This window comes from Proteiniphilum sp. X52, from assembly GCF_003712195.1.
Taxonomy (GTDB): Bacteria; Bacteroidota; Bacteroidia; order Bacteroidales; family Dysgonomonadaceae; genus Proteiniphilum.
Genome location: NZ_RDSD01000016.1, coordinates 77098 through 98930, shown reverse-complemented (window position 1 = coordinate 98930; position 21833 = coordinate 77098). Strand labels below are relative to the sequence as shown.

Genomic DNA, 21833 nt, shown 5'->3' with positions numbered 1-21833 from the left:
ATAAAGTAATCATATGAAAAAAAGTATGGTATATACGAAAACCGGCGACAGGGGAACTACCTCGTTGGTGAGGGGAATGCGGGTGAGTAAAACGCATATCCGCCTTGATGCGTACGGAACGGTGGATGAGTTGAACAGTTATATCGGCTGGCTGAGTTGCGAAATAAAAGAAAGCGACCATCGCGATTTTCTCCGTTACATCCAACATAAATTATTTACCGTAGGTTCTTACCTTGCAACAGAGACAGAAAGTAAAGAGCCAAAACCTGCCAGTATCATCTCCGAAAAAGACATATCCCGCCTTGAGGAGCAGATCGACATGATCGACGGGAATCTGCCGCGGCTGAACCGCTTTGTGCTGCCCGGAGGCAATGAAGCGGCCGCGCGGGCCCATATTTGTCGTACCGTCGCGCGCCGGGCGGAGAGGTATGTGTACCGTGTAGCTGAAAAATTTCCGGTGGCGGATGAAGTGCTGGTTTTCCTGAATCGGCTTTCAGACTACTTTTTCGTATTTGCCAGGTATGAAAGCAACAAAACCTCGGAAGAATTATTTTGGGAACAAGGCGATATATGAAAACTTTTTATACATTTGCGAAAAAATTGCACTAACAACAAATTAAATAGATTATCAATGTATTGGACACTTGAACTGGCATCAAAATTAGAAGATGCTCCCTGGCCCGCTACAAAAGATGAGTTGATTGATTATGCCCAGCGATCGGGCGCTCCGCTGGAGGTGATTGAAAATCTGCAGGAGATTGAGGAGGATGGCGAAATATTCGAATCCATAGAGGATATTTGGCCTGATTATCCAAGCAAGGAGGACTTCTTCTTCAACGAGGATGAGTATTAAGACTGTCAAGCAGAGTGAAAGGGAGATCTAAAAAAAGAGCCGTCTCGTTTTGAGACAGCTCTTTTTTAATAACATACCTAGGTTATTTATACTAACTTGTCAATTTTTTCGGTAAAGAGGGTTTTAGGGCCCGCGCCTACCAGTTTGTCCACCACTTTTCCGTTTTTGATGAAAAGCACGGTAGGGATATTGCGGATACCGTATTTGCCGGTAGTTTCGTCGTTCTCATCCACATTGAGTTTTCCCACCACCACTTTATCCTTGTATTCTTCCGCGATCTCTTCGATGATGGGTCCGATCATTTTGCAGGGGCCGCACCATTCAGCCCAGAAATCTATGACCACCAGCTTGTCCGTATCCAATACTGCGTCAAGGGTTGCATCTGTAATTTGAAGCGCCATAATTTGTCTTTTTTGTTATTATTGATTAGTTGATTTTAAAGTCGATAGATAAGTTATTCTTTAAGTAATCGATGAATTTTTTATTTACTTGAATTTTGGCTGGCCGTGAAAACAGCTGAATTCTCATGTGCGGTTCTTCACCAATAATTTGGAAATATAACAATGAATTTCCGGAATTGTTTTTCACAAGTGCCGATAATTCTGCCACGGAGGTGTCATCTATCTCTGAAAGAGGAATTTGCAACGTGATCTTCGAGACCAGTTTCTCTTTCACTTCGGCTAACAGGGAAATGGAGGATATCTTTACTTCCATCTCTCCCTCCCGGTAACGTCGGGGCTGTACTTTTCCCTCAATATAGATAGAGAGTCCGATACGCGCGTATCTGCCGAAGTTTACACTGTCTTCGCTGAAAAGCGCGATCTCATACTTGCCGGCGTAGTCTTCCAGTTTGAAGATAGTGTAAGGGGAGCCTCTTTTGGTTTGTCCTTCGCGCACCGCCGTGACGATACCCCCGAAGGTGATATCTTTCCCATTGAGTGAATCGAGATCCTGTAATTGCTGTGTGTCGGCATTACATACATACTTGAGAATAAACTCATATTCATCTAACGGGTGTGCCGATAAATAGATGCCGATCAGTTCCCGTTCTTTGTTCAGCCTTTCCAGATCCGACCAGCGGGCAGCCTGGGGTATTTCGGGACGGGTTATCTGGAAAGAGGTGTCGTCTCCGAAGAGCGAATTCATTGCTTCAATTTTGTCCTGTTGGTATTTATTGCCGTAACGGATGAGGGTTTCCAGGAATTCTTCGCCCTTGCTGTTTTGTGCCGCCAACTGTTCCCTGTGTATGCCCGGAAAGGAGTCGAATGCTCCTGCCATCGCCAGTGCCTCGATATTCTTTTTATTACAGGAAGAGAGGTTCACTCGTTCCACAAAATCGAAAATGTCTTTATAGCGGCCGTTTTTCTTACGTTCTGCAATGATATCGTTTACCGCATTTTGTCCCACACTCTTGATGGCTGCTAATCCGAAACGGACATCACCCGCGTCGTTGACGGAGAATTTCAGCATCGACTCATTCACGTCGGGAGGAAGCACGTTGATACCCATCGCCATGCACTCATCCATGAACTTGGTGATTTCAGTGATGTTGTTCAGGTTGTTGGAGAGTACCGCCGCCATGTATTCCGACGGGTAGTTGGCTTTGAGCCACGCAGTCTGATAGGCCACCCACGAATAACAGGTCGCGTGCGATTTATTGAAAGCGTAAGAAGCAAATTTTTCCCAGTCGTTCCATATCTTGTTGAGCACTTTGGCCTCATAGCCGTTTTTGGTGCCTCCTGCGATGAATTTTTCCTTCAACGCCGTCATCTTGTCGATCAGCTTTTTCCCCATGGCCTTCCGCAACTCATCCGATTGTCCGCGGGTAAACCCTGCGAGCAGACGGGAGAGAAGCATCACTTGCTCCTGATAGACGGTAATCCCATAGGTTTCATCCAGGTATTTCTCCATGATGGGAATGTCGTAGGCGATCTCCTCCCTGCCGTGCTTGCGGGCCACAAAAGAAGGGATATAGTCCATGGGTCCCGGGCGGTAGAGGGCATTCATCGCGATCAGGTCTTCAAACTTGCTGGGTTGCAACTCTTTGAGGTATTTCTGCATTCCTGCCGACTCAAACTGGAAGGTCCCGGTGGTCTGTCCGTTGCAATAGAGCCTGTAAGTAGCCTCATCGTTCATGTCGATGGCGTCGATGTTTATCTTTATTCCCCGGTTTTGTTCGATGATGGATAGCGCGTCTTTGATAATGGAAAGGGTTTTCAGGCCGAGGAAATCCATCTTGATCAGGCCTGTCTCCTCGATCACCGACCCTTCATATTGTGTGACCAGCAGCTTCTCTTTGGTCTCCTTGTCTTCTGCCGTGCTGATGGGAACTACATCTGAAATATCAGTCTGGCCGATAATCACGCCGCAGGCATGGACCCCTGTGCTTCGTACGTTCCCCTCGAGCATCGCGGCATACTTCAGCGTGCTTTTCACCAACGGGTCGTTGCTCTGGGCAGCCTCCTGCAACTCCGGCACATTCTCTATCGCTGCTTTCAGATTGATTTTTTTGACGTTGGGTATTCTGTCGGGCACGAGCTTGGCGAGCCTGTTCGATTCCGACAGGGGCAGCTTGTGCACCCGCGCCACATCGCGGATCGACGATTTGGTAGCCATCGTGCCATAGGTGATGATATGGGCTACCTTCTCACTGCCGTATTTTTCGGTCACCCAGCGTAATACCTTTCCGCGGCCCTCGTCATCGAAATCGATATCGATATCGGGCATCGAGATGCGGTCCGGATTGAGGAAACGCTCGAACAGCAGGTCATATTTCAATGGGTCGATATCGGTGATCCTCAGGCAATATGCTACAGCGGAGCCTGCAGCCGATCCACGTCCCGGGCCGACGGCCACATCCATTTCCCGGGCCGCATTGATAAAGTCCTGCACAATCAAAAAGTAGCCGGGATATCCCATGTTCTTGATGGTCTCCAGCTCGAAATCAAGCCGCTCCTCGATCTCCGGGGTAAGCGTGTCGCCATATCGTTTTTGCGCGCCTTTTTTAGTGAGGTATGCCAGATAGTCGGCTTCCAGTTTGATACGGATCGCTTTGTCATAACCGCCCAGCCGGTGGAAATTGGCTTCCCCGAACTCCGCTGTCAGCTCCTTTTCCGAATATTTTTGTTTGTAAATCTCTTCGGTGCCGAATGCCGGGTCGATGGGATAGAAAGGCATCAGCGCGGAATGGTCAATCGAATACCATTCAACTTTGTCGGCGACTTCCAGAGTGTTGGTCAACGCCTCGGGAATATCGGCAAAAATACGGTTCATTTCAGCAGTGGTTTTGAGCCATTCCTGCTTGGTGTATCGCATCCGGTTGGGATCATCGAAATCCTTTCCGGTGCTCAGGCAGATTAATCGGTCGTGCGCGTCGGCGTCCTCTTCGTTCACGAAATGAACGTCATTGCTTGCGATTATCTTCACATCGTATTTCCTGGCGATGCGGATCAGCTCCTGATTCACCCTCTCCTGTTTGGGGTAGGTGGTCTGGTCGGCATCAACCCTGTCGGTCTTGTGTCGTTGGAGTTCGATATAGTAGTCTTCACCGAAAATGCCTTTGAACCACCGCACCGCCTCTTCGGCTTCCTGTATCTGTCCGCTGTCGATTTTCCGGGGGATTTCACCGCCGAGGCAGGCGGAGGAGACGATCAGTCCTTCGTGGTATTGTTCCAACAGTTCCTTATCGATGCGGGGACGGTAATAAAACCCTTCTGTCCAGCTTTTGGAGACCATCTTGATGAGATTTTTATACCCTTTCAGGTTCTTGGCAAGCACGACCAGGTGCCACCCGCTGCCGTCGATCTTCTCCGATTGCAGATGACGGTTACGGCGTGCCACGTAGCATTCGCACCCCACTATCGGTTTAAATAGTTTGGTTTCCGTCTCGGTGAGTTTTTGCCGGAGTTGCCCGATCTTCCCCCCACTTTCCCCTTTTTTCTCCAGATCGCTTATCTCGCTCTTTATTTTTTTGATCTCTGCGTTTACCGGAGCATTTTTCCTGGCGGCATAATTGAGGAATTCCTTGATGCCGTACATGGCACCGTGGTCGGTCAGCGCCAGTGCTTTCATACCGTCGCCCATGGCTTTGTCGATCAGGCGCTGAATGCTTGCCTGGCCGTCGAGCAGTGAATATTGCGAGTGAACATGTAGATGTACAAAGGGATGCATATAATTGGGTCGTATTTTTTTATTTATGAACAGGACAAATATAGTGAAAGCCGCATGGTAAACCAAACTTGTTTGAGTTTACCCGAGGGGCGCCCTATATTCTGCAAAAATACGGAAAATCGGCCAAGGTTGGTGGAGATATTGTCAGAAGTTATCAACCAGATGATAGACAACACCCAAACGGAAGCCACTTTCGTCTGTACGCAGATGATAATTTCCCATGGAAAAAGGAATCAGGTTATGTATTTTATAGTAGGGATTGACAAACAAGCTTACCCCTGTGTTTTTCAGGTCATATTTCGCGCCGACACCGATCGTCGCGCCAATGCCGGTCTGGCTATCCAGATGATTCTCTTTTCCGGTGTCTATACCCAGTAACAATCCTCCGTTCAAAAAGAAATATTTCAGAAATGCCCAACGCGCCGTTACCGGTATGTCCACTACGGTGTTCGTTACCTTGTAGGGTTCCGGCGCGTCCGGTCCAAGCGATGCATTGCTGAATTGATACCTATATTTACCATAGGAGATACCGGTTTCGATATCCAAACGTTTTGCGAGGGGGTGTATATAGGTGATTCCCAAAGAGTAATAGCCCTTGCCCACATATCCACCCGCCCCATCAAGGCTTTCAAAATGGAAGGCGTCATTGTCTCCCAAGCCGGAATAGGTGATGCCGATGGCTCCTTTTGAGCCGGAAAAAGTTGATTGCGCGTTTAGATTGCCCTGCCAAGAAAGTGGAACGGAAAGAAGTAATCCAATCAGGAAACATTGTGCTGAAGGTTTCATACCAGTACTTTTTAGTTATTAGAAATCCATTCTGTCCGGGGAATGATTTTCATCGTTGCCTCATCCAGTGTAATGTTGTTGGTGGTGGGATCACAACCATGTGATATGACCACACATCATAGGATATACTATTAAGACGTACGAGATGGAGAAACGTTGCATCATTTTTTTACTTTTACATCTCTACTTCAGTGACGATCTGTCCGTCGAACAGGTTGACGATGCGATGTGCGAACGAAGCATCATGTTGCGAGTGGGTTACCATCACGATGGTGGTGCCTTCCCGGTTCAGTTCGGTGAGCAGGTCCATCACGTCTTTTCCATTTTTGGAGTCGAGGTTACCGGTCGGTTCATCGGCAAGGATCAGTTTGGGATTGGCGATTACAGCGCGGGCAATGGCCACACGCTGTTGCTGGCCTCCCGAAAGCTGGTTGGGGAAGTGGCCTGCACGGTGGCTGATATTCATGCGGCGAAGCACTTCTTCTACCCGTGTCTTGCGTTCAGAGGCTTTTACCTTGAGGTAGGTGAGCGGCAATTCCACATTTTCGTGCACCGTCATTTCCTCGATCAGATTGAAGCTCTGGAACACGAAGCCGATCTTTCCCTTACGGGTTTGGGTGCGTTCTTTTTCTTTGAGGTGGCCTACCTCCTTGCTGTCGAGCCAGTATTCTCCTGATGTGGGGTTATCCAACAACCCGAGAATATTCAACAGGGTGGATTTGCCACAACCCGACGGCCCCATGATGGCTACGAATTCACCCTCTTTGACTTCCATGGCGATATTGTTCAACGCGATGGTTTCTACCTCTTCCGTACGGAATACTTTTCTTAAATCGTTAATCTTGATCATAATTGTTTTTATTTTATCAGTTGGAAATTAGAACTTGGAACTTGGAAATTAGAACTTGGAACTTAGAACTTGGAACTTGGAACTTGGAATTTGGAACTTAGAAGTGTGAAGTGGAGAAGTCCATTAATCAAATTAGTCACATTGGCACATTGTCACATTAGTCACATCAACCACACTTCGCTCGGTTGAACGTTGTTCGCCACATTCATTTACTCTTTCTTCAACGCATTCACCGGGTTTTGTTGCAAAGCCCACCACGTTACTCCCGATGTAGCCAGGATGGCGATGAGGCATTGAATCAATATGGGAATCACAAACATCATATAACTCAATGAAGTATGATTGGCGTATTGGTTCAGCATGTTCGTGGCCATGTAATAGATAATGGGTACCGCTATCACTCCGGCAATCATGATCCATTTGACAATATCACCTGTCAATAGTGAGAATATTGCTTCGGAGGTGGCTCCGTTGATCCTGCGGATCCCTATTTCCTTTGTCTTGCGGACTGTCGTATATAAATGTATCGCCACTAATCCCAGCATGGCAATGAATACTGAAAGTAACGATGCTATCGTGATTATCTTTGAAGTGGTGCTGAAAGTTTCAAACTTTTGGGTATAGATATCTTCACTCCACATTGGGTTCAGCATGAAATCGGGATCGAACTGATGGAATACAGCCAATGTTTTTTCGAGCGCCTCTTTACGGTCGGTTCCCTCCCTGAAACGGGCGTATAACAAACTTCCTCCGCTTGTCTTACTCAAGGCGATCGGTGCAATCTTATCGGCAGGATAGGCATAACAGAAATCTTTTACGACACCTACTACTTCGGTAATCCCCCATGTATACATTACAGATTTTCCCGCGACCGGTGATGATAACCCTAACATCTTGACCGCTGCTTCATTCAGCACGACTTGATTGACGCTGTCGGGTGCGTTTTCCTTGAAAAAATCACCTTCGAGCAATTGCAATTCCATCAATTCAGCGATTCCCGGCATGATCCGGTATTCATTGATGCTATGTTTCGCCTCCTTATTGTCGAGCAGACCGATCCGCTGTCCGCTGCCACCCATCCCGAAAAGATGTTGAGCTCCGCTTACCTGTTTTATTTCAGGCACGGAGAGCAATTCTTGTTTTATTGCTTCAAAACTATTGCGGATCGTACTGTTCAACGGGATAGTCACTACATTTTCAGGATTATATCCGAGGGGAATATTTTTCAGATAATTGGTCTGGCTATTGATGACCAGGATGAAAGACACTAACACAATAGTGATGATGGATTGAAAAATCACCACGCCCACTGTCAGCCTCCGTTTTGAAAACCGGATTCTTTTGCCCAGGATATCGAGCGGGCTGAAGCGGCTGAGATAGAGTGCGGGATAAAATGCCGAAGAAACGACGGTCACCACAAAAAGGCCGGCAGCAGACAGTATAAAGGTGGGGTTCCATAACTGGGTCATATCGATCTCCCTGCGGATCAATTCCGAAAAATAGGGAGCGAGTATGATTGTGAGGAGCACTCCGATGATAAAGGCGATCAATACGATACCCGATACCTCGGAAAAGAACTGCCGGACAATATCTCCGATAGCCGCGCCGTTGGTTTTCCTGATACCGATTTCACTCATACGGGTTTCACCCTGAGCAATGAACAGATTGATGAAGTTGCTGACAGCGAGCAGCAATATAAACAACGCGAGCCCGGACAAAAGCCAGACGAGGCGCATGTCTCCCACTTTACCAATATTGCCGCTGACCGCATCGGAATGTAAATATACATCGGTCAGTTTATCCGTCTTGCCATAAATTCTCGCATTGAACGATTCGCCGAAAGCGGCAGTGATGGCAGAATATTCTTTTTCGATAGCATTCCTGACATCGTGGAGCGACGCGTCCGGCCTGATCAGGTAATAGGTCTGGAATTCCAATCCCAGCATGCCTTCCATCCAATGGCTTATGGCGTGCATGCTGACCAAAGCATCGAAGGAGAAGTGGGTGCTGGCGGGAAGTTTCTCGACGATGGCCGAGACGACGAAATCCTGATTCAGGACTTGTACGATTTGATCCATCGCCTTCTGGGGGCTGCCGAAAATTATCTCGGCTTGCTGTCGTGTCAGCACGGCTGAGTTGTTATTGGCCAATGCCGTTTGGGCATTCCCTTCCACAAACTTCATCTGAAAGATTTTGAAAAATTCAGGGTCAACGCACAAAGAGCGGACATTCTGAAAACGCTCTTTATCGTAAATTACCTCTACCGAGCCTGTGTTATAGAGTTGCACAGCCGCCTCCAGTCCAGGAATTTTTGGTGGCAGTTCCGTGTAAGCTTTACGCATATTGATCGCATAACTGGTCGCCTGGTCTTGTCTTTCCCAGATTGTCAGCAAGCGTACGATGCGCTCTTTGTTCGCGAAATGCTTGTCGTAACTCAGTTCATTTACCACAAACAGGATCAGCATAATGGAAACAGCCAATCCGATGGCCAATCCGGTAATATTCACCCATAAAAAGAATCGGGTACGCTTGTATGATCTTAGTATGTTCATATTATTTTTTGAATTTAGAACTTTGAATTTAGAACTTAGAACTTAGAACTGTGAAGTGGAGAAGTCCATTAATCACATTAATCACATTAGTCACATTAGTCACATTAGTCTCATTAGTCACATTGTCACATCAACCACACTTCACTCGGTTGAACGTTGTTCGGCACATTCATTTACTCTTTCTTCAACGATTCGACAGGATTCTGACTGGCTGCTTTCAGACAATTAATTCCTACAATCAATTCGATAAACAGCAGCACAACGAGGCCGCAACCGATAAATAAAAACGGAGACACACCGGTTTTTTCAGTGAAATTCTCCATCCATTTGGAAGCAACCATGGCTGCCACAATTCCTCCTGCGATACAGGCGCCCAAAGCGATAAACAGAATATTTTTCATGAATAGCCTTAATATCTCGCTCAGGTTTGCCCCGTTGATTTTTCGAATAGCAATTTCAGACCTGCGTCGTAACATTTCGCTGTTGATGTAACCAATCAGCCCTATAAGCGTAATGAGCACGGTAATTAACCCGCCGATGAAAATGGCATCACGGAACCGCCGTTCACCCGAATACATTTTAACCATGCTATCGCTGTAAGGTGAAAGGTCGATTTCTTTTTCGGGCATGGTTTCCTGCAAGATATCATACACTTGTTGGATGTTTTCTCCTGTCATTGCTTTGAGTTTGATGAGCATGTTGTTGTTTGGGGTATTTCTGAAAAACAGTACCGACGGACGTGTATCCTGATCGGAAATTGAACCCAACCGGATGTCCGGATATATCCCCACGATTCGACTTAGTCCGTGCTCAGAAATAATCATATCCTTCCCAACCACATCTTCCCATCCGGCTATCGCTTTCATTTTTTCTTTGAATGACCGGCTGACGATTATTTCATTGGGGCTGCTGTGAATGTCGAATGTTTTCCCTTCAACAATGGGTATTTCCATTAACGGAATATAATGCTCATCGGCCCAATACATGTCGGCAATATTGAACAGCTCGCGTTCTTCGCCAGGTATCAACACGTTGTTACCCGACATGCTTTCGAACGGTAGCGAGCTTGCTGTTGCCACGGATGCCACTTGGGGTAATTGTTTCAGCCGGTCGATAGCCGTTTGTACGGTATTCCGGGGTACACCTGAAGTCCCTGCATGCAAAATGTTCCGGTACGAATAACCCGGATCATCGTTGGTCATCAGATTGTATTGTTTGCTGACAATGACTAACAGCGAAAAAAGGAATGCTGCTGCTGCGAATTGCACAGTAAGTAATACCAGCTTCCATTTTGCCCTGACCTGTCCGGTACCGCGAAAAATGCTAGCCACGGGAATGCGGGATAATATGTATGCGGGGGTGAATGCAGTAAACAAAAAGATAATAACGGCAATTGCAGACAAGTAGAGTGATGAACGGAAACTGAACAATGAGCCCAACGATGCGGAAAGCATTCTCTCGATGGTTCCTCTGAAACTAAAGACTAGTAAGCCGGCAAGCAGAAGGGCCCAGACAAAGTGAAGTAACGTTTCGGTCATTATTAACCTGGCCACATTCCGGTTTTGCGCTCCATAGCATTTATATACGGCTATCTCTTTGGAACGACCTACCAAGGCGGTGATGACAATCAGCACATAATTCAGGATAGCGGTAAGGATCAATGAAAAAGCAATAATCGTAAGCAGCAGTGTCATCCTTTTGACCTCCGGGGAGCCACTGTGAATTGATTTTAAAGGAAGGAAGGCATAAGTGAGGATCCAACCGTTTTTAGCCTCTATCTTCTCTATATCCTGATGTTTCTTTTGCATACGGCGGACGGCAGGGGCCAGGTTTGCAGGATCGATTCCCGGATGCAATTTCACATATCCCCGGTATCGGTCATTTCCCAGCCAATTCTCCCGTCCGTCATATCTGAAAAAGGAAGGTATCGAATTGAGTGACACAATCACATCATAACGTTGATGGCTGTTTTCAGGAACATCGCTGAATATTCCCCCTATTGTCAGCTCTTTGCCGGGGAATGTTTCCAGTTGGATCTGTTTACCCACCACATCACCACCCATTTTCTCCGCTGTCGACATAGAAATTATAACGTACATCGGTCGGGACAATATCTCCTTTGCATTGCCTGTGACCATCGGACGGGGAAGGAGGTCGAAGAAACAGCTGTCAGCCATGATAAAGGTCCCTTTGTACCGTTTCTTATCGGATGTGGAGAAAACAGCATCTTCAGCGGTCAAAGGTGTGAACCGCGTTGCCATTTCAATTTCCGGGATCTCTGCTTTCATGCCGGGAGCTATTGCGCCACTGACTTGTCCCCATTGGTCCAGTCCTGTCTCATTCGTTCTTCCTGATAAGGTTGACCAAATCTGATAAATGCGCTCCGCGTCGGGATAGAAATCGTCATAATTGCGCTCAAAACTTACTTTTGAGAGAAGCACCAGTCCGACTGCCAATCCCGTACCCAAAGAGAGTATCTTGATCAGGTTGTTTTGTTTTTTGCGGAACAGGTTGCGATATGCTAACTTCAGGTTGTTCATGCCATTTTGTCTCTTAAAATCATCATCATTACTCGTCCCGATTTATCGGGATCATCAAATCAGTCAATCACCACATTCATTTATTCCGTTTTCAATGCATCCACCGGATTGGCCGTTGCCGCACGCCAGCTTTGTGCGCTCACGGTCAATATCACGATAAACAAGACGATCATTCCCGACAAAGGGAAAATCCACCAATACAGAGGCGCTTTATAGGAGAAGTTCTCCAACCATTTCATGATCGTGTAGTACACCACCGGTGTCGCGATGAAAAACGCAATGCATAATTGTAGTAAAACCGTACGGTTCAGCATAACCAGGATCTCTTTTTCAGTCGATCCGTTGATTTTACGGATGGCTATTTCTTTCAATTTTGTTTTCGCGTCAAACAGTATCAGTCCATACACTCCCATGACAGCTATTGCCACGATGATTAACCCGAAAATGGCGATCAAGTAGGCCATATTGGTTTCGGTCTTGTATAGATTATCCATCTCCGCGTCCAGAAAATGGATCTCGAACGGGTCGCTGCTGAACTTTTTCCACGTGCTTTCAATGTAATCCAGGCTCCCTTTCATGTCATTGCCCGAAAGTTTAATCATAAAAGTATTGAAATTCTGCCATTGGCTAAGCACGCCGAAAGCCATTGGGGAGATGCTTTGGTGCAGTGTCTCGAAATGGACGTCTTTGGAGACGGCCTGTATACGTCCCGGCCCGAATGTGTCGAAATCTTTTCCTACAATCTCGTTGGTAAAATCATATTTTTGCAGGAACGTTTCGTTGACCACGATCTGCGACACCACCGAATCCATCTCTTCCGGCTTGCGTCCTTCAAGAATTTCAATGCCGAAGAAATCGAAAAACCGGTCATCGACCGACCACACCGTGAGGCTGATCTGTTTCCCTTCAAACTCCATTCCCCACGACATGCCTACTCTTCCGGGTATGTCGCGCGTAATGGTATAGTCTTTTATACGTGAATCGCGCAAGAGTTCCTGCCCGAACGTCTGCGCTTCGCGGCCAAGCCCGGCAAGGGGCACGTACACCACGTTCTCTTTCGGTATTCCCCAGTCGTAGTGCAGCATATAATCGTTTTGTTGCTTGATGAACAGGCTTACGCCGATCAGGCTGATGGCCGTGGCAAACTGGAAAACGATCAGCGCGTTGCGCAGTTTCACGCTTCGCTTGTTCAACGAAAAAGAGCCTTTCAGCGCTTCCGCTTCGTCAACCGAAGTGCAGTAACGCATCGTATAAAGTCCCACCAGAAAGGATGAAATGAGTAAAATAAGGGATACGGCTACCAGCAACGGGAGATGGTGGCCGAACGACAAATCGGCGGCGAATATCTCTTTCGCGAATGGAGTGGTGCTGATATAGAATATCGCGATCAGGGCGATAACGATTGAAATCAGGGTAAAGAACACGCTTTCCGTGGCCACCGTTAATTTCAACTTCATTTTGTCAACCCCCAGAATCTTACGGATATTGATGCTCCGTACACGGGCGGGCGCCATCGCTACCGACAGGTTTACAAAGTTTACAAATGCGATAAAAACCGTAATGATTCCTATCGCAAGTAACGTATAGGTTGTGTTAATGCGTTTGCTGCCTCCTTTTCCGGCGTTGTTCAGATACAGGTCGCCAGGAGAAGTCAGTCGTAATTCGAATCTCTCGTCGGGGTGCTCTTCATTGTATTTGGCCCATTCTTCGCCGATGATCTCTTTCCTGTTCAACTTCTCCTGAATGACCGCCTGATTTTCCCTGCTTACCAGGAAATAGGATTTGAAGCTCCATTCCGTTTCATCATTTTCAGGCAAGTGGGTAAACAACCCGTTCGGCAGGCTGCTGTTGTCGGGAAAATCCTTATAGACGGCCGCGATCATCAGTTCATTCTTCCCATAACGGAATCGTATGATTTTCCCGACCGGATTTTCATCTCCGAACACGCGCAGCGCCGTTCTCTGGGAGATCATCGCCTTGCCGGGTTGCGAGAAAAGGGCAGTTGTGTCTCCGGATAAGATTATAGGGGTGAATATGTCACAGAATCCGGATGTTGTGACGGAGAGATGTATTGAATAGGTTTCCGGCGACGTGCCGCCTTTGTCGATTTCGAATTTCTGCACTCCCCACAACGCAGCCATACAATATTTTTCAATCTCGGGAACAGCCTGCGCGATCCGTGCCGGGATTTGAAAGTTTATGTTTGTACCCGCTTCTCCGGTGTTTACATTGTATTGGTTGTATTGAAGCAGTTTATCCGTGTTTTTATATGACCTGTCATAAGTGAGGTCGTAATGTACCTGTATTGCCACAATAAAGAACACGATCAATGCTACCGACAGTCCGACAATATTGATCAGGGAGGACGATTTGAAAGCCTTCAGCAGGCCGAAAAAGCTTTTAAAGATATTCATATCACTGTTTTTTTAAGAGTCAAGACATGTTAGAACTCGGAACCTAAGCTAATGTGCTAATCTATTAATGTGGCAATATGCCAATTGAATCGCAATCACAAAAAAGGCGGTGAATGCCACGGTAAAACCTGCAATATTGAAAAAGAATACCGCTTTTGACGATTTCACAAATTGCTTGAAATTATTGATAATTAGCTTCATTAGTCTCATTAGTCACATTAGTCACATTAGTCTCATTGGCATATTGGCTCATTCATCTATTTCAAAATCAATTCTTCGGCGGTTCCGAATGTTTCGTAGCTGGAGGTGATCACTTTTTCGCCCGGTTCGAGACCGCTTGTCACTTCGTAATAATTGGGGTTTTGCCGTCCGATGGTGATCCTGCGTTTCACGGCTCTTTTTCCGTCGCGGGTAACGACAAAGATCCATTGCCCACCGGTGGTCTGATAGAACGGCCCGCGGGGTATCAGCACTGCTTCCACCGGCTGTCCCAATTGCAGGCTGATATAATAGGTCTGTCCGGCCCGGATGTTGTCGGGACGTTCGCCCTCAAACGTAAATTCGGTACGGAACTGCCTGTCGCGCACTTCGGGGAATACTTTGCGGACACGTAGCGCGAAGTTCTTGTCCTGCCGTTCGAAAGTGGCATCCAATCCGGTTCTCACCCGGTCGATATAATGTTCATCGATCAGGGCTTCTACTTTGAAGTCGGACAGCACGCTGATCTGACCGATGCGCCCGCCGGTCGGGATGTTCTGGCCGATCTCCACATCCAGCAGACCCAGCTGTCCGTCCACCGGTGCCTTGATATTCAGGTTTTCGCTCCGTTGGCGAATCAGCATCAGGTTCTGGCGCATATTGTGCAGGCTCTCTTCCATCTGGTCGATCTGTACGCTGCGGTAAATGGAGTCCTGCTTCTGCCGTTCCACGACCAATTGGCGGCCGTCCACGGCAAACTCGTAATCCTCTTTTGCCTGCAGGTAATCTTCTTTGGAAGCCAACTTCTCCTCATACAGTTTTTTGTACTGTTCATATTTGCGCTGTTTGCGGGTAACGTCCAGGTCGAGTTGTAGCTTTTCCTTTTTCAGTGTCAGGCGGTCCTGTTCCATAGCTACCTGTGTGTTGCGAAGGAAGTTCTGCTTTTCGGCCAGTTGCGCCTCGCTGTCCAATATGTTCAGGCTCAGCATCGGATTGCTCAGCCGGGCGATCACATCGCCCTTTTTTACATCGGCGCCCTCTTCCACCAACTTGGCTTCCACCATGCCACCCTCTACCGCACTTAATTGTATGGTACTGATGGGCTGTACCTGCCCGCTGACACGAATGTAATCGTTAAATTCGCCCCTGGTCGCCGACTGGATGGAGATGCGGTTGGCTTCCACATTCAACTTCGACGCATGATTGCCGAAGATAAGCCATATGATAGCCACCAGAAACAACAGCCCGCCAATGATGTGGGGGATATGTTTTTTCTTCAATCCTTTTTTCTTTTCAACTAAAATATCCATATTGTTTGATGAATGCAAGATTCAATATTTTTTACCTCTTATAGTTCCTCACTTCCAATTCATAACTCCTAATTCATAACGATTCCACAAACGACTCTCCTTTGTAATACCGCACCAGGCGTGCCTTCAACCGGTATTGCAATTCGGCGTTCAGCTCCTCGGCTTTTGCCTCTATTACCCGGTTGGCGCTTGTGTGCAGTTCGAGCGGGCTGATCAACCCCTCTTCATATTTCCTCCGATTCGTTTCGTGCGCTGTTTCCATCGCTTCCCGCTGCTTCACTGCCTGTTGATAAGCATCCGCCTGCCCGTTCATATCTGCCACCGCCTGCTCGATCGCGCTGTAGAGCGCTCGAAGAGTTTCCTGAAACTCGCTTTCGGCAATGATCACCTGTGCTTTGCTTCGTTTATAGGAGGTCGATTTTGAGAAACCGGTGAACAAGGGGACGGACAACGTAAATCCGACATAACTTCCCCGTCTGTTTTTGAGTTGCTCGGAAAAAGATTCACGATTATCTCCATCGAGGTATCTTGCATATCTCGACGATAAACCGGCTTCCATTGATATGACCGGGGAAAAGCCGGCGATGGCGGCACGCCGGTTCATTTCCTGTACTTTCAGTGCCGATTCCGCGGACAGCGCTCCGGGATTGATCGCTTTGGCCGTTTCATAGATTGCCGCAACTGTTTCGCCTGATTTGACGATCAATTCTTCGGTCTGTTGATCTGTGATATCCAGTTCATCTTCTACCGGAAAATTCATCTTTTCCTTGAGCAGGATCATGCCGATGGTGAGCAGGTTTTTTTGTCGCGTGAGGTTGTAAATGTCTGCCGCTTCCTTTGCCGCCATTTCCGCCACGTCGGGTTTGGCCTTCATCCCCAGCTCTTCCATTCGTCTCGCTTGTTTCATATTATTGGCGCTCTCTTCCGCCTGTTCCTGTGCCAGTTGTACCATTCGTTTGTAGTACAATACGTTGAAAAAGGATTCCATGGTATCGTAAGCCACCATCTCGCGCGCTTGCTCCAACTGCTGCTTGCCCGCGAGCTTATTCGCTTGCTGCATTTTTATCTTGTAGATATTCGAAAAACCATCGAAGATTGTTAAGTTGGAATGGACGGAATAGGTGTTACTAAAGGTGTTGATATCTGTATAGGTGTTTGTCTCTGGATCTATCCCGCGGCCGAAATTGAAATATGCATTCGTGCCGGCGTTCAACGAAGGGAGTAATCTACCCATGGCAAGCATGTAGTCCTGCTGGTAAATGCTGTTCTGCGCTTTCTGCTTGTTGACTTTAGGACTGTTCTCTACGGCGTATTGTATACAATTGTGTAGCGACCATTGTTTTTCCTGCGCCTGTAAGGCGGTAGAAACAGCGAACAATAACACTAATATAGATAAAAATCGATTCATTTTTTTCAATATATTTTGTAAAGAGATATACCAACATCGTGCCAAAATATTTAACTATTTGTTTATTAGCTTCTTAATATTTGAGAGCTGTCAGTGCATTTGTAAAATTATTTTACAGTAGTGTTGATAATTTGACAATATTTTGGTTACATTTGTATTTTAGATTCACGAATCAGGACTAATAAAGTGAAGAGTGAAGAATGAAGAATGAAGAATGAAGAATGAAAAGTGAAGAGTAGTTGATGTGCCAATATGCCAATGTGACTAATATGCCAATGTGACTAATGTGCCAATGTGACTAATGTGCTAATGTGATTAATTGACCTCTCCACTTCACACTTCTAAGTTCCAAGTTCTAAGTTCTCAGTTCTAAGTTCCAGGTTCTAACTTCTTATTTCTAAAAAAGATGAAACAGGGAAAAATTCTTGTCGTTGACGATAACAAAAATGTGCTTAGTGCGCTTAAAATTCTGTTGAATAGCCATTTCGAAGAGGTGATCCTCCTCTCTTCGCCCACCGCGTTACTGATGAATTTGAGGGAGAAGAACCCCGATGTGGTGTTACTCGACATGAATTATTCCGCGGGGATCAATACCGGTAACGAGGGGCTGTACTGGCTTGCGGAAATAAAGAAGGCAAATCCAGATTTGCCGGTGGTGCTTTTTACCGCTTATGCGGATATCGACCTGGCAGTGACCGCGCTGAAAGAAGGGGCTTCCGATTTCGTGGTAAAGCCCTGGAACAACGCCAAACTGTTGGCTACATTACAGTCGGCACTGGAATTACGGCTATCGCGAAAGGAAGTGGCCAGACTGAAAGAGAAGCAGCATGTGCTTAACTCCCAACTGAACCGGGAAAGTGATGTCTATTGGGGAGAATCTCAAGCGATGCGGGAATTGTTACGGTTAGTGGAGAAAGTGGCAACGACGGATGCCAATGTCTTGATTACCGGCGAAAACGGAACCGGTAAAGAAGTGATTGCCCGCAAAATCCATCAACTCTCGCCACGCTCTAACGAGTCGCTTGTGACAGTAGATATGGGAGCGGTCACTGAAACACTCTTCGAGAGCGAGCTCTTCGGCCATGTAAAAGGCTCCTTCACCGACGCCCATAGCGACCGGGCAGGAAAGATTGAGGCGGCAGATAAAGGGACGCTCTTTCTTGATGAGATAGGCAACCTCAGTTATCCGCTTCAGGCAAAACTACTCAATGCCTTGCAGTCGCGACAGATTATCCGGGTAGGAAGTAATAAGCCGGTCGCGGTGGACATACGGTTGATCTGCGCCACGAACCATAACCTTTTCCGGGATGTACAAGACGGTCTTTTCAGGGAAGACCTGCTTTATCGCATCAACACTATTCAGATTGAAGTGCCGCCCTTGCGCCGCAGGAAAGAAGATATTCCCGGACTGGCGTCGTTCTTCCTCCGGCGCTTTGCTGTGAAATACAATAAAACAGGAATAACACTACACAAAGACGCCATTGCGAAGATGCGGGAATATGCCTGGCCGGGCAATGTGCGCGAACTGGAGCATACGATAGAGAAAGCGCTTATTTTGTCCGACAACCGGGTGATCGATTCCTCCGGCCTGTTCCTCCGGCCAACGGCTGGCAGTGAGAAGGATAAGCAGCTCGACAATGTTACCTTGGAAGAAATGGAACGGGTGCTCATCGAACGGGCCATGCGCAATTACGGAAATAATATTTCAGCCATTGCCAAAGAATTAGGTGTTTCCCGGCCTACGCTTTACAGCAAGATCAAGAAATACGGGCTTTAACCGCTGCAGTCATGTTTAAATCCATCGAATACAAGCTTTACCTTTACACGATCCTGCTGATTGCAGCCGTCGTGATAAGCACTTGGTTTGCCATACAAGCGCAATATGTATATATGGTGTTGGCCGCACTTCTGGCCTTTTTCCTGCTCCATAATATGCGGCGGAGTTACAATCAGTTCAACAAGAATATCATTTTCCTGCTCAACGCGCTGGATAATGGGGATTACTCTTTCAATTTCGCTGAAACCAAGCTTTCCAGGAGGGAGAAGGAGTTGAATCAGATGATGAATCGCATTAAGGAGATCCTTTCAAGAGCCCGTAAAGAGGTGATTGAGAATGAAAAATTCCTGAGTGTCATTATGGAGAGTGTGTCTACCGGTATTGTTATTCTGAATGAAGAGAGTGCGGTGGTACAGATAAACCGCACTGTCAACAGGCTATTGGGTCTGCCGGTTTTTACTCATGTCAATCAGCTGGCAAATATTGACCGGTCGTTACCTGATCTGTTCCGCAATCTGGAGCCATCCGACACGAAAACCATTCAAATAGCCAATGAACGGGAGGAGATGCAGCTGAGCCTGAGGGCCTCGCGGATCATCCTGCAAGGGAGAAGGCTGAAGATCATTACGCTGAACAATATAGGGAGTGAACTCGATTACAAGGAGATGGATTCGTGGATACGGTTGATCCGTGTCATGACGCATGAGATCATGAACTCCATCGCGCCTGTCACGTCGCTGACCGATACGTTGCTATCCGCTTTCCGAAAGGACGAACCTTATGAACAGGATTCGCTGATGCAGAATACCATAGAGGCGCTGCAGACCATCAATTCGACGGCCAAAGGCTTGATTGGTTTTGTCAATTCCTATCGCCGGTTTACGGGAATTCCCAAGCCTGAGCTAAACCCGGTTTCGTTGCAGTCGGTCGTCGAGCGGGCAATAGTGCTGGAAGCAGTTGTGTTGGAAGAAAAAAGCATACCGGTGACTTTACATCTGCCTGCCCAACCTGCTGTCAGGCAATTGGATGAATCGCAGATCATGCAGGTGTTGCTCAATCTGTTGAAGAATGCCGTCGAAGCTCTTTCAGGGGAAGAGGGACGGATCAGGATCGAATTGACGGAAGAGAAGGAGAAAACATGTCTGGATGTCTGCAATAACGGGCGGCCCATCGCTGAAGAGGTGTTGCCTAATATCTTTGTTCCGTTTTTCACGACCAAACCTTCCGGTACCGGCATCGGATTGAGTGTGTCGCGATATATTATGCGCCTGCACGGGGGGACATTGACCCATTTCACTAAAGATGGATGGACGGTATTTCGGATGGCATTTTATCATTCCGGAAAATAAAACAGGAGGAAAACAGTGTTGCTTTCCTCCTGTCCGGTCAATTATAGCATAATGATTATTTAGCGATCCTTTCTAACCATTTGATCATCGCCAGCATGGTGAACATCGAGATGATACATGCTGTTACGAATACCAACCACGTGCCTGTCATCGAAATGCTTGTATAGAAGATGGCACCGATAAATAACAGCGCGTTGCCAATTGCCGTGGCGCCTAACCATGCTCCTTGCATAATTCCCTGGTATTTAGGAGGAGCCACTTTTGAGACGAAAGAAATCCCCAATGGGCTGATAAACAGCTCGGCCACGGTAAGGATAAAATAGGTGCCAATCAACAGCCAGGGCGTCACACGCGCCGAATCGGCAAGCCCGCCCATGGCGTCCACTTCCGATTTGAGGGGAAGTCCTAGCGACCCTATCGCCATTATCACATAGGCGAATGCGGCAATTCCCATCCCAATGGCTATCTTGCGCGGAGTGGAAGGTTCTTTTCCTTTAGCCCTGAGCCATCCGAAGAATCCCACTATAATAGGGGTAAGGAATACCACAAAGAAAGGATTGATAGATTGGAATATTTCAGCCCCTTGTAACGTGGCAAATCCCAGATTGACCCTTATCTGGCTCAGGTCGGTATAGTCTTTGGCAAAATAGGTGAGGGTCAATCCGTTTTGGTGGAATGAGAACCAAAAGAAGATAACCACGGCAAATACCGCAAACAGGGCATAGAGGCGCTGTTTTATCTCTTTGATATCCATCTCCGCCACAGCGGCATTCCCGCTGGGGTCGATTCGTTTGTCAGCCGGATCTGGGAATCCTTTCTTATTGAAAACATAAATTATCAATGAAATCATCATGGCCACGATAGCCACCGCGAAGGCATAGTGGAATCCGGTGGTGAACACGTTCAAATACCCACTGCTGAAAGCGGCAAGGTCTGTACCGGAAAATCCCACTTCCGATGCCAGGGTTTGCAACCGGGTCGTCCCCTCGGGAGTAATGGTATTGCCCAGGTATTGGTGCGCGAGCGCGGGAAGGTCGGCGTTGTACACATAGCCGTGCTTTTCCACCCACCAGTTTCTTACACCGACTGCGAGGAGAGGTGCGAATATGGCACCCACGTTAATGAACATGTAGAACAACTGGAAACCGGAGTCACGCATTTTACTGTACTGCGGATTATCATACATCTGTCCTACCAGCGCTTGCAGGTTCCCTTTGAACATCCCGTTGCCGAAGGCGATGATAAAAAGTCCGAAACAGCTTAAAGCCAGCAGAATAACAAATTTATCCGGTGGGACGGGCGTGGTGGTCGGAATGGCAATGATCACATATCCCAATGCCATCAGGAGCAGTCCGATCAGGATGACCCCTTTGTAATTCCGGGTCTTGTCGGCAATAAGACCCCCTACCAGTGCCAACAGATAGATGGAGGCATAAAAGATAGAGTAGATAACTCCCGCGCTCTTCTCGTCAAGGCCGAACTTCGTCATTAAAAAAAGCACCAGAATAGCCATCATGGTATAAAAACCAAAACGCTCTCCCATGTTCGCCAGTGAGGCGGCGAGCAACCCTTTAGGATGATTTTTGAACATTGATTAATTTATTTATGGTTTTGAAACGGGCATGC

14 protein-coding genes are annotated in these 21833 nt (G+C 47.2%); 4 read left to right on the top strand and 10 right to left on the bottom strand.

Annotated features, from left to right (window positions below; translation table 11 throughout):
- Nucleotides 1–13: 13 nt before the first annotated feature.
- A complete protein-coding gene (locus tag D7D25_RS12745) occupies nucleotides 14–574 on the top strand; it encodes a cob(I)yrinic acid a,c-diamide adenosyltransferase (RefSeq protein ID WP_122969336.1) in 561 nt (186 codons plus the stop codon).
- A 57-nt stretch (nucleotides 575–631) separates the two neighbouring features.
- Nucleotides 632–853: a DUF2795 domain-containing protein gene (locus D7D25_RS12740; RefSeq protein WP_019538324.1), complete on the top strand. Its 222-nt coding sequence runs from the start codon at nucleotides 632–634 to the stop codon at nucleotides 851–853.
- An 86-nt stretch (nucleotides 854–939) separates the two neighbouring features.
- Here the strand turns inward: D7D25_RS12740 and trxA are convergent, their stop codons facing one another.
- From trxA to D7D25_RS12695, 9 genes are all read right to left on the bottom strand, one after another.
- Complete coding sequence (gene trxA, locus D7D25_RS12735) at nucleotides 940–1254, bottom strand: thioredoxin (RefSeq protein ID WP_122969335.1); 315 nt, start codon at nucleotides 1252–1254, stop codon at nucleotides 940–942.
- Nucleotides 1255–1279: 25 nt separating this feature from the next.
- Complete coding sequence (gene dnaE / locus D7D25_RS12730; RefSeq protein WP_122969334.1) at nucleotides 1280–5023, bottom strand: DNA polymerase III subunit alpha; 3744 nt, start codon at nucleotides 5021–5023, stop codon at nucleotides 1280–1282.
- Nucleotides 5024–5167: 144 nt separating this feature from the next.
- Nucleotides 5168–5809: an outer membrane beta-barrel protein gene (locus D7D25_RS12725; protein WP_122969333.1), complete on the bottom strand. Its 642-nt coding sequence runs from the start codon at nucleotides 5807–5809 to the stop codon at nucleotides 5168–5170.
- A gap of 175 nt (nucleotides 5810–5984) precedes the next feature.
- Nucleotides 5985–6659 carry an ABC transporter ATP-binding protein gene (locus tag D7D25_RS12720; RefSeq protein ID WP_122969332.1) on the bottom strand — a complete coding sequence of 225 codons (675 nt, stop codon included), beginning with the start codon at nucleotides 6657–6659 and terminating at the stop codon, nucleotides 5985–5987.
- Between the two features lie 209 nt (nucleotides 6660–6868).
- Nucleotides 6869–9211 (bottom strand): ABC transporter permease, encoded by a 2343-nt coding sequence (locus D7D25_RS12715; protein WP_122969331.1) that lies wholly within the window; start codon nucleotides 9209–9211, stop codon nucleotides 6869–6871.
- Nucleotides 9212–9384: 173 nt separating this feature from the next.
- Complete coding sequence (locus D7D25_RS12710) at nucleotides 9385–11751, bottom strand: FtsX-like permease family protein (protein ID WP_122969330.1); 2367 nt, start codon at nucleotides 11749–11751, stop codon at nucleotides 9385–9387.
- Nucleotides 11752–11831: 80 nt separating this feature from the next.
- Entirely contained in the window at nucleotides 11832–14165 is a 2334-nt protein-coding gene (locus D7D25_RS12705) for an ABC transporter permease (protein ID WP_122969329.1), read from the bottom strand.
- A gap of 257 nt (nucleotides 14166–14422) precedes the next feature.
- A complete protein-coding gene (locus D7D25_RS12700) occupies nucleotides 14423–15673 on the bottom strand; it encodes an efflux RND transporter periplasmic adaptor subunit (protein ID WP_122969328.1) in 1251 nt (416 codons plus the stop codon).
- Nucleotides 15674–15746: 73 nt separating this feature from the next.
- Nucleotides 15747–17081: a TolC family protein gene (locus D7D25_RS12695; protein ID WP_122969327.1), complete on the bottom strand. Its 1335-nt coding sequence runs from the start codon at nucleotides 17079–17081 to the stop codon at nucleotides 15747–15749.
- Nucleotides 17082–17487: 406 nt separating this feature from the next.
- On the opposite strand from D7D25_RS12695, the gene D7D25_RS12690 reads away from it, so the two are divergent.
- Nucleotides 17488–18858, top strand: a complete 1371-nt coding sequence (locus tag D7D25_RS12690; RefSeq protein ID WP_122969326.1) for a sigma-54 dependent transcriptional regulator — start codon at nucleotides 17488–17490, stop codon at nucleotides 18856–18858.
- Nucleotides 18859–18869: 11 nt separating this feature from the next.
- Complete coding sequence (locus tag D7D25_RS12685; protein ID WP_122969325.1) at nucleotides 18870–20207, top strand: PAS domain-containing sensor histidine kinase; 1338 nt, start codon at nucleotides 18870–18872, stop codon at nucleotides 20205–20207.
- A gap of 55 nt (nucleotides 20208–20262) precedes the next feature.
- On the opposite strand, the gene D7D25_RS12680 is transcribed toward D7D25_RS12685, so the two are convergent.
- A complete protein-coding gene (locus D7D25_RS12680) occupies nucleotides 20263–21798 on the bottom strand; it encodes a peptide MFS transporter (protein WP_122969324.1) in 1536 nt (511 codons plus the stop codon).
- Between the last annotated feature and the right edge of the window lie 35 nt (nucleotides 21799–21833).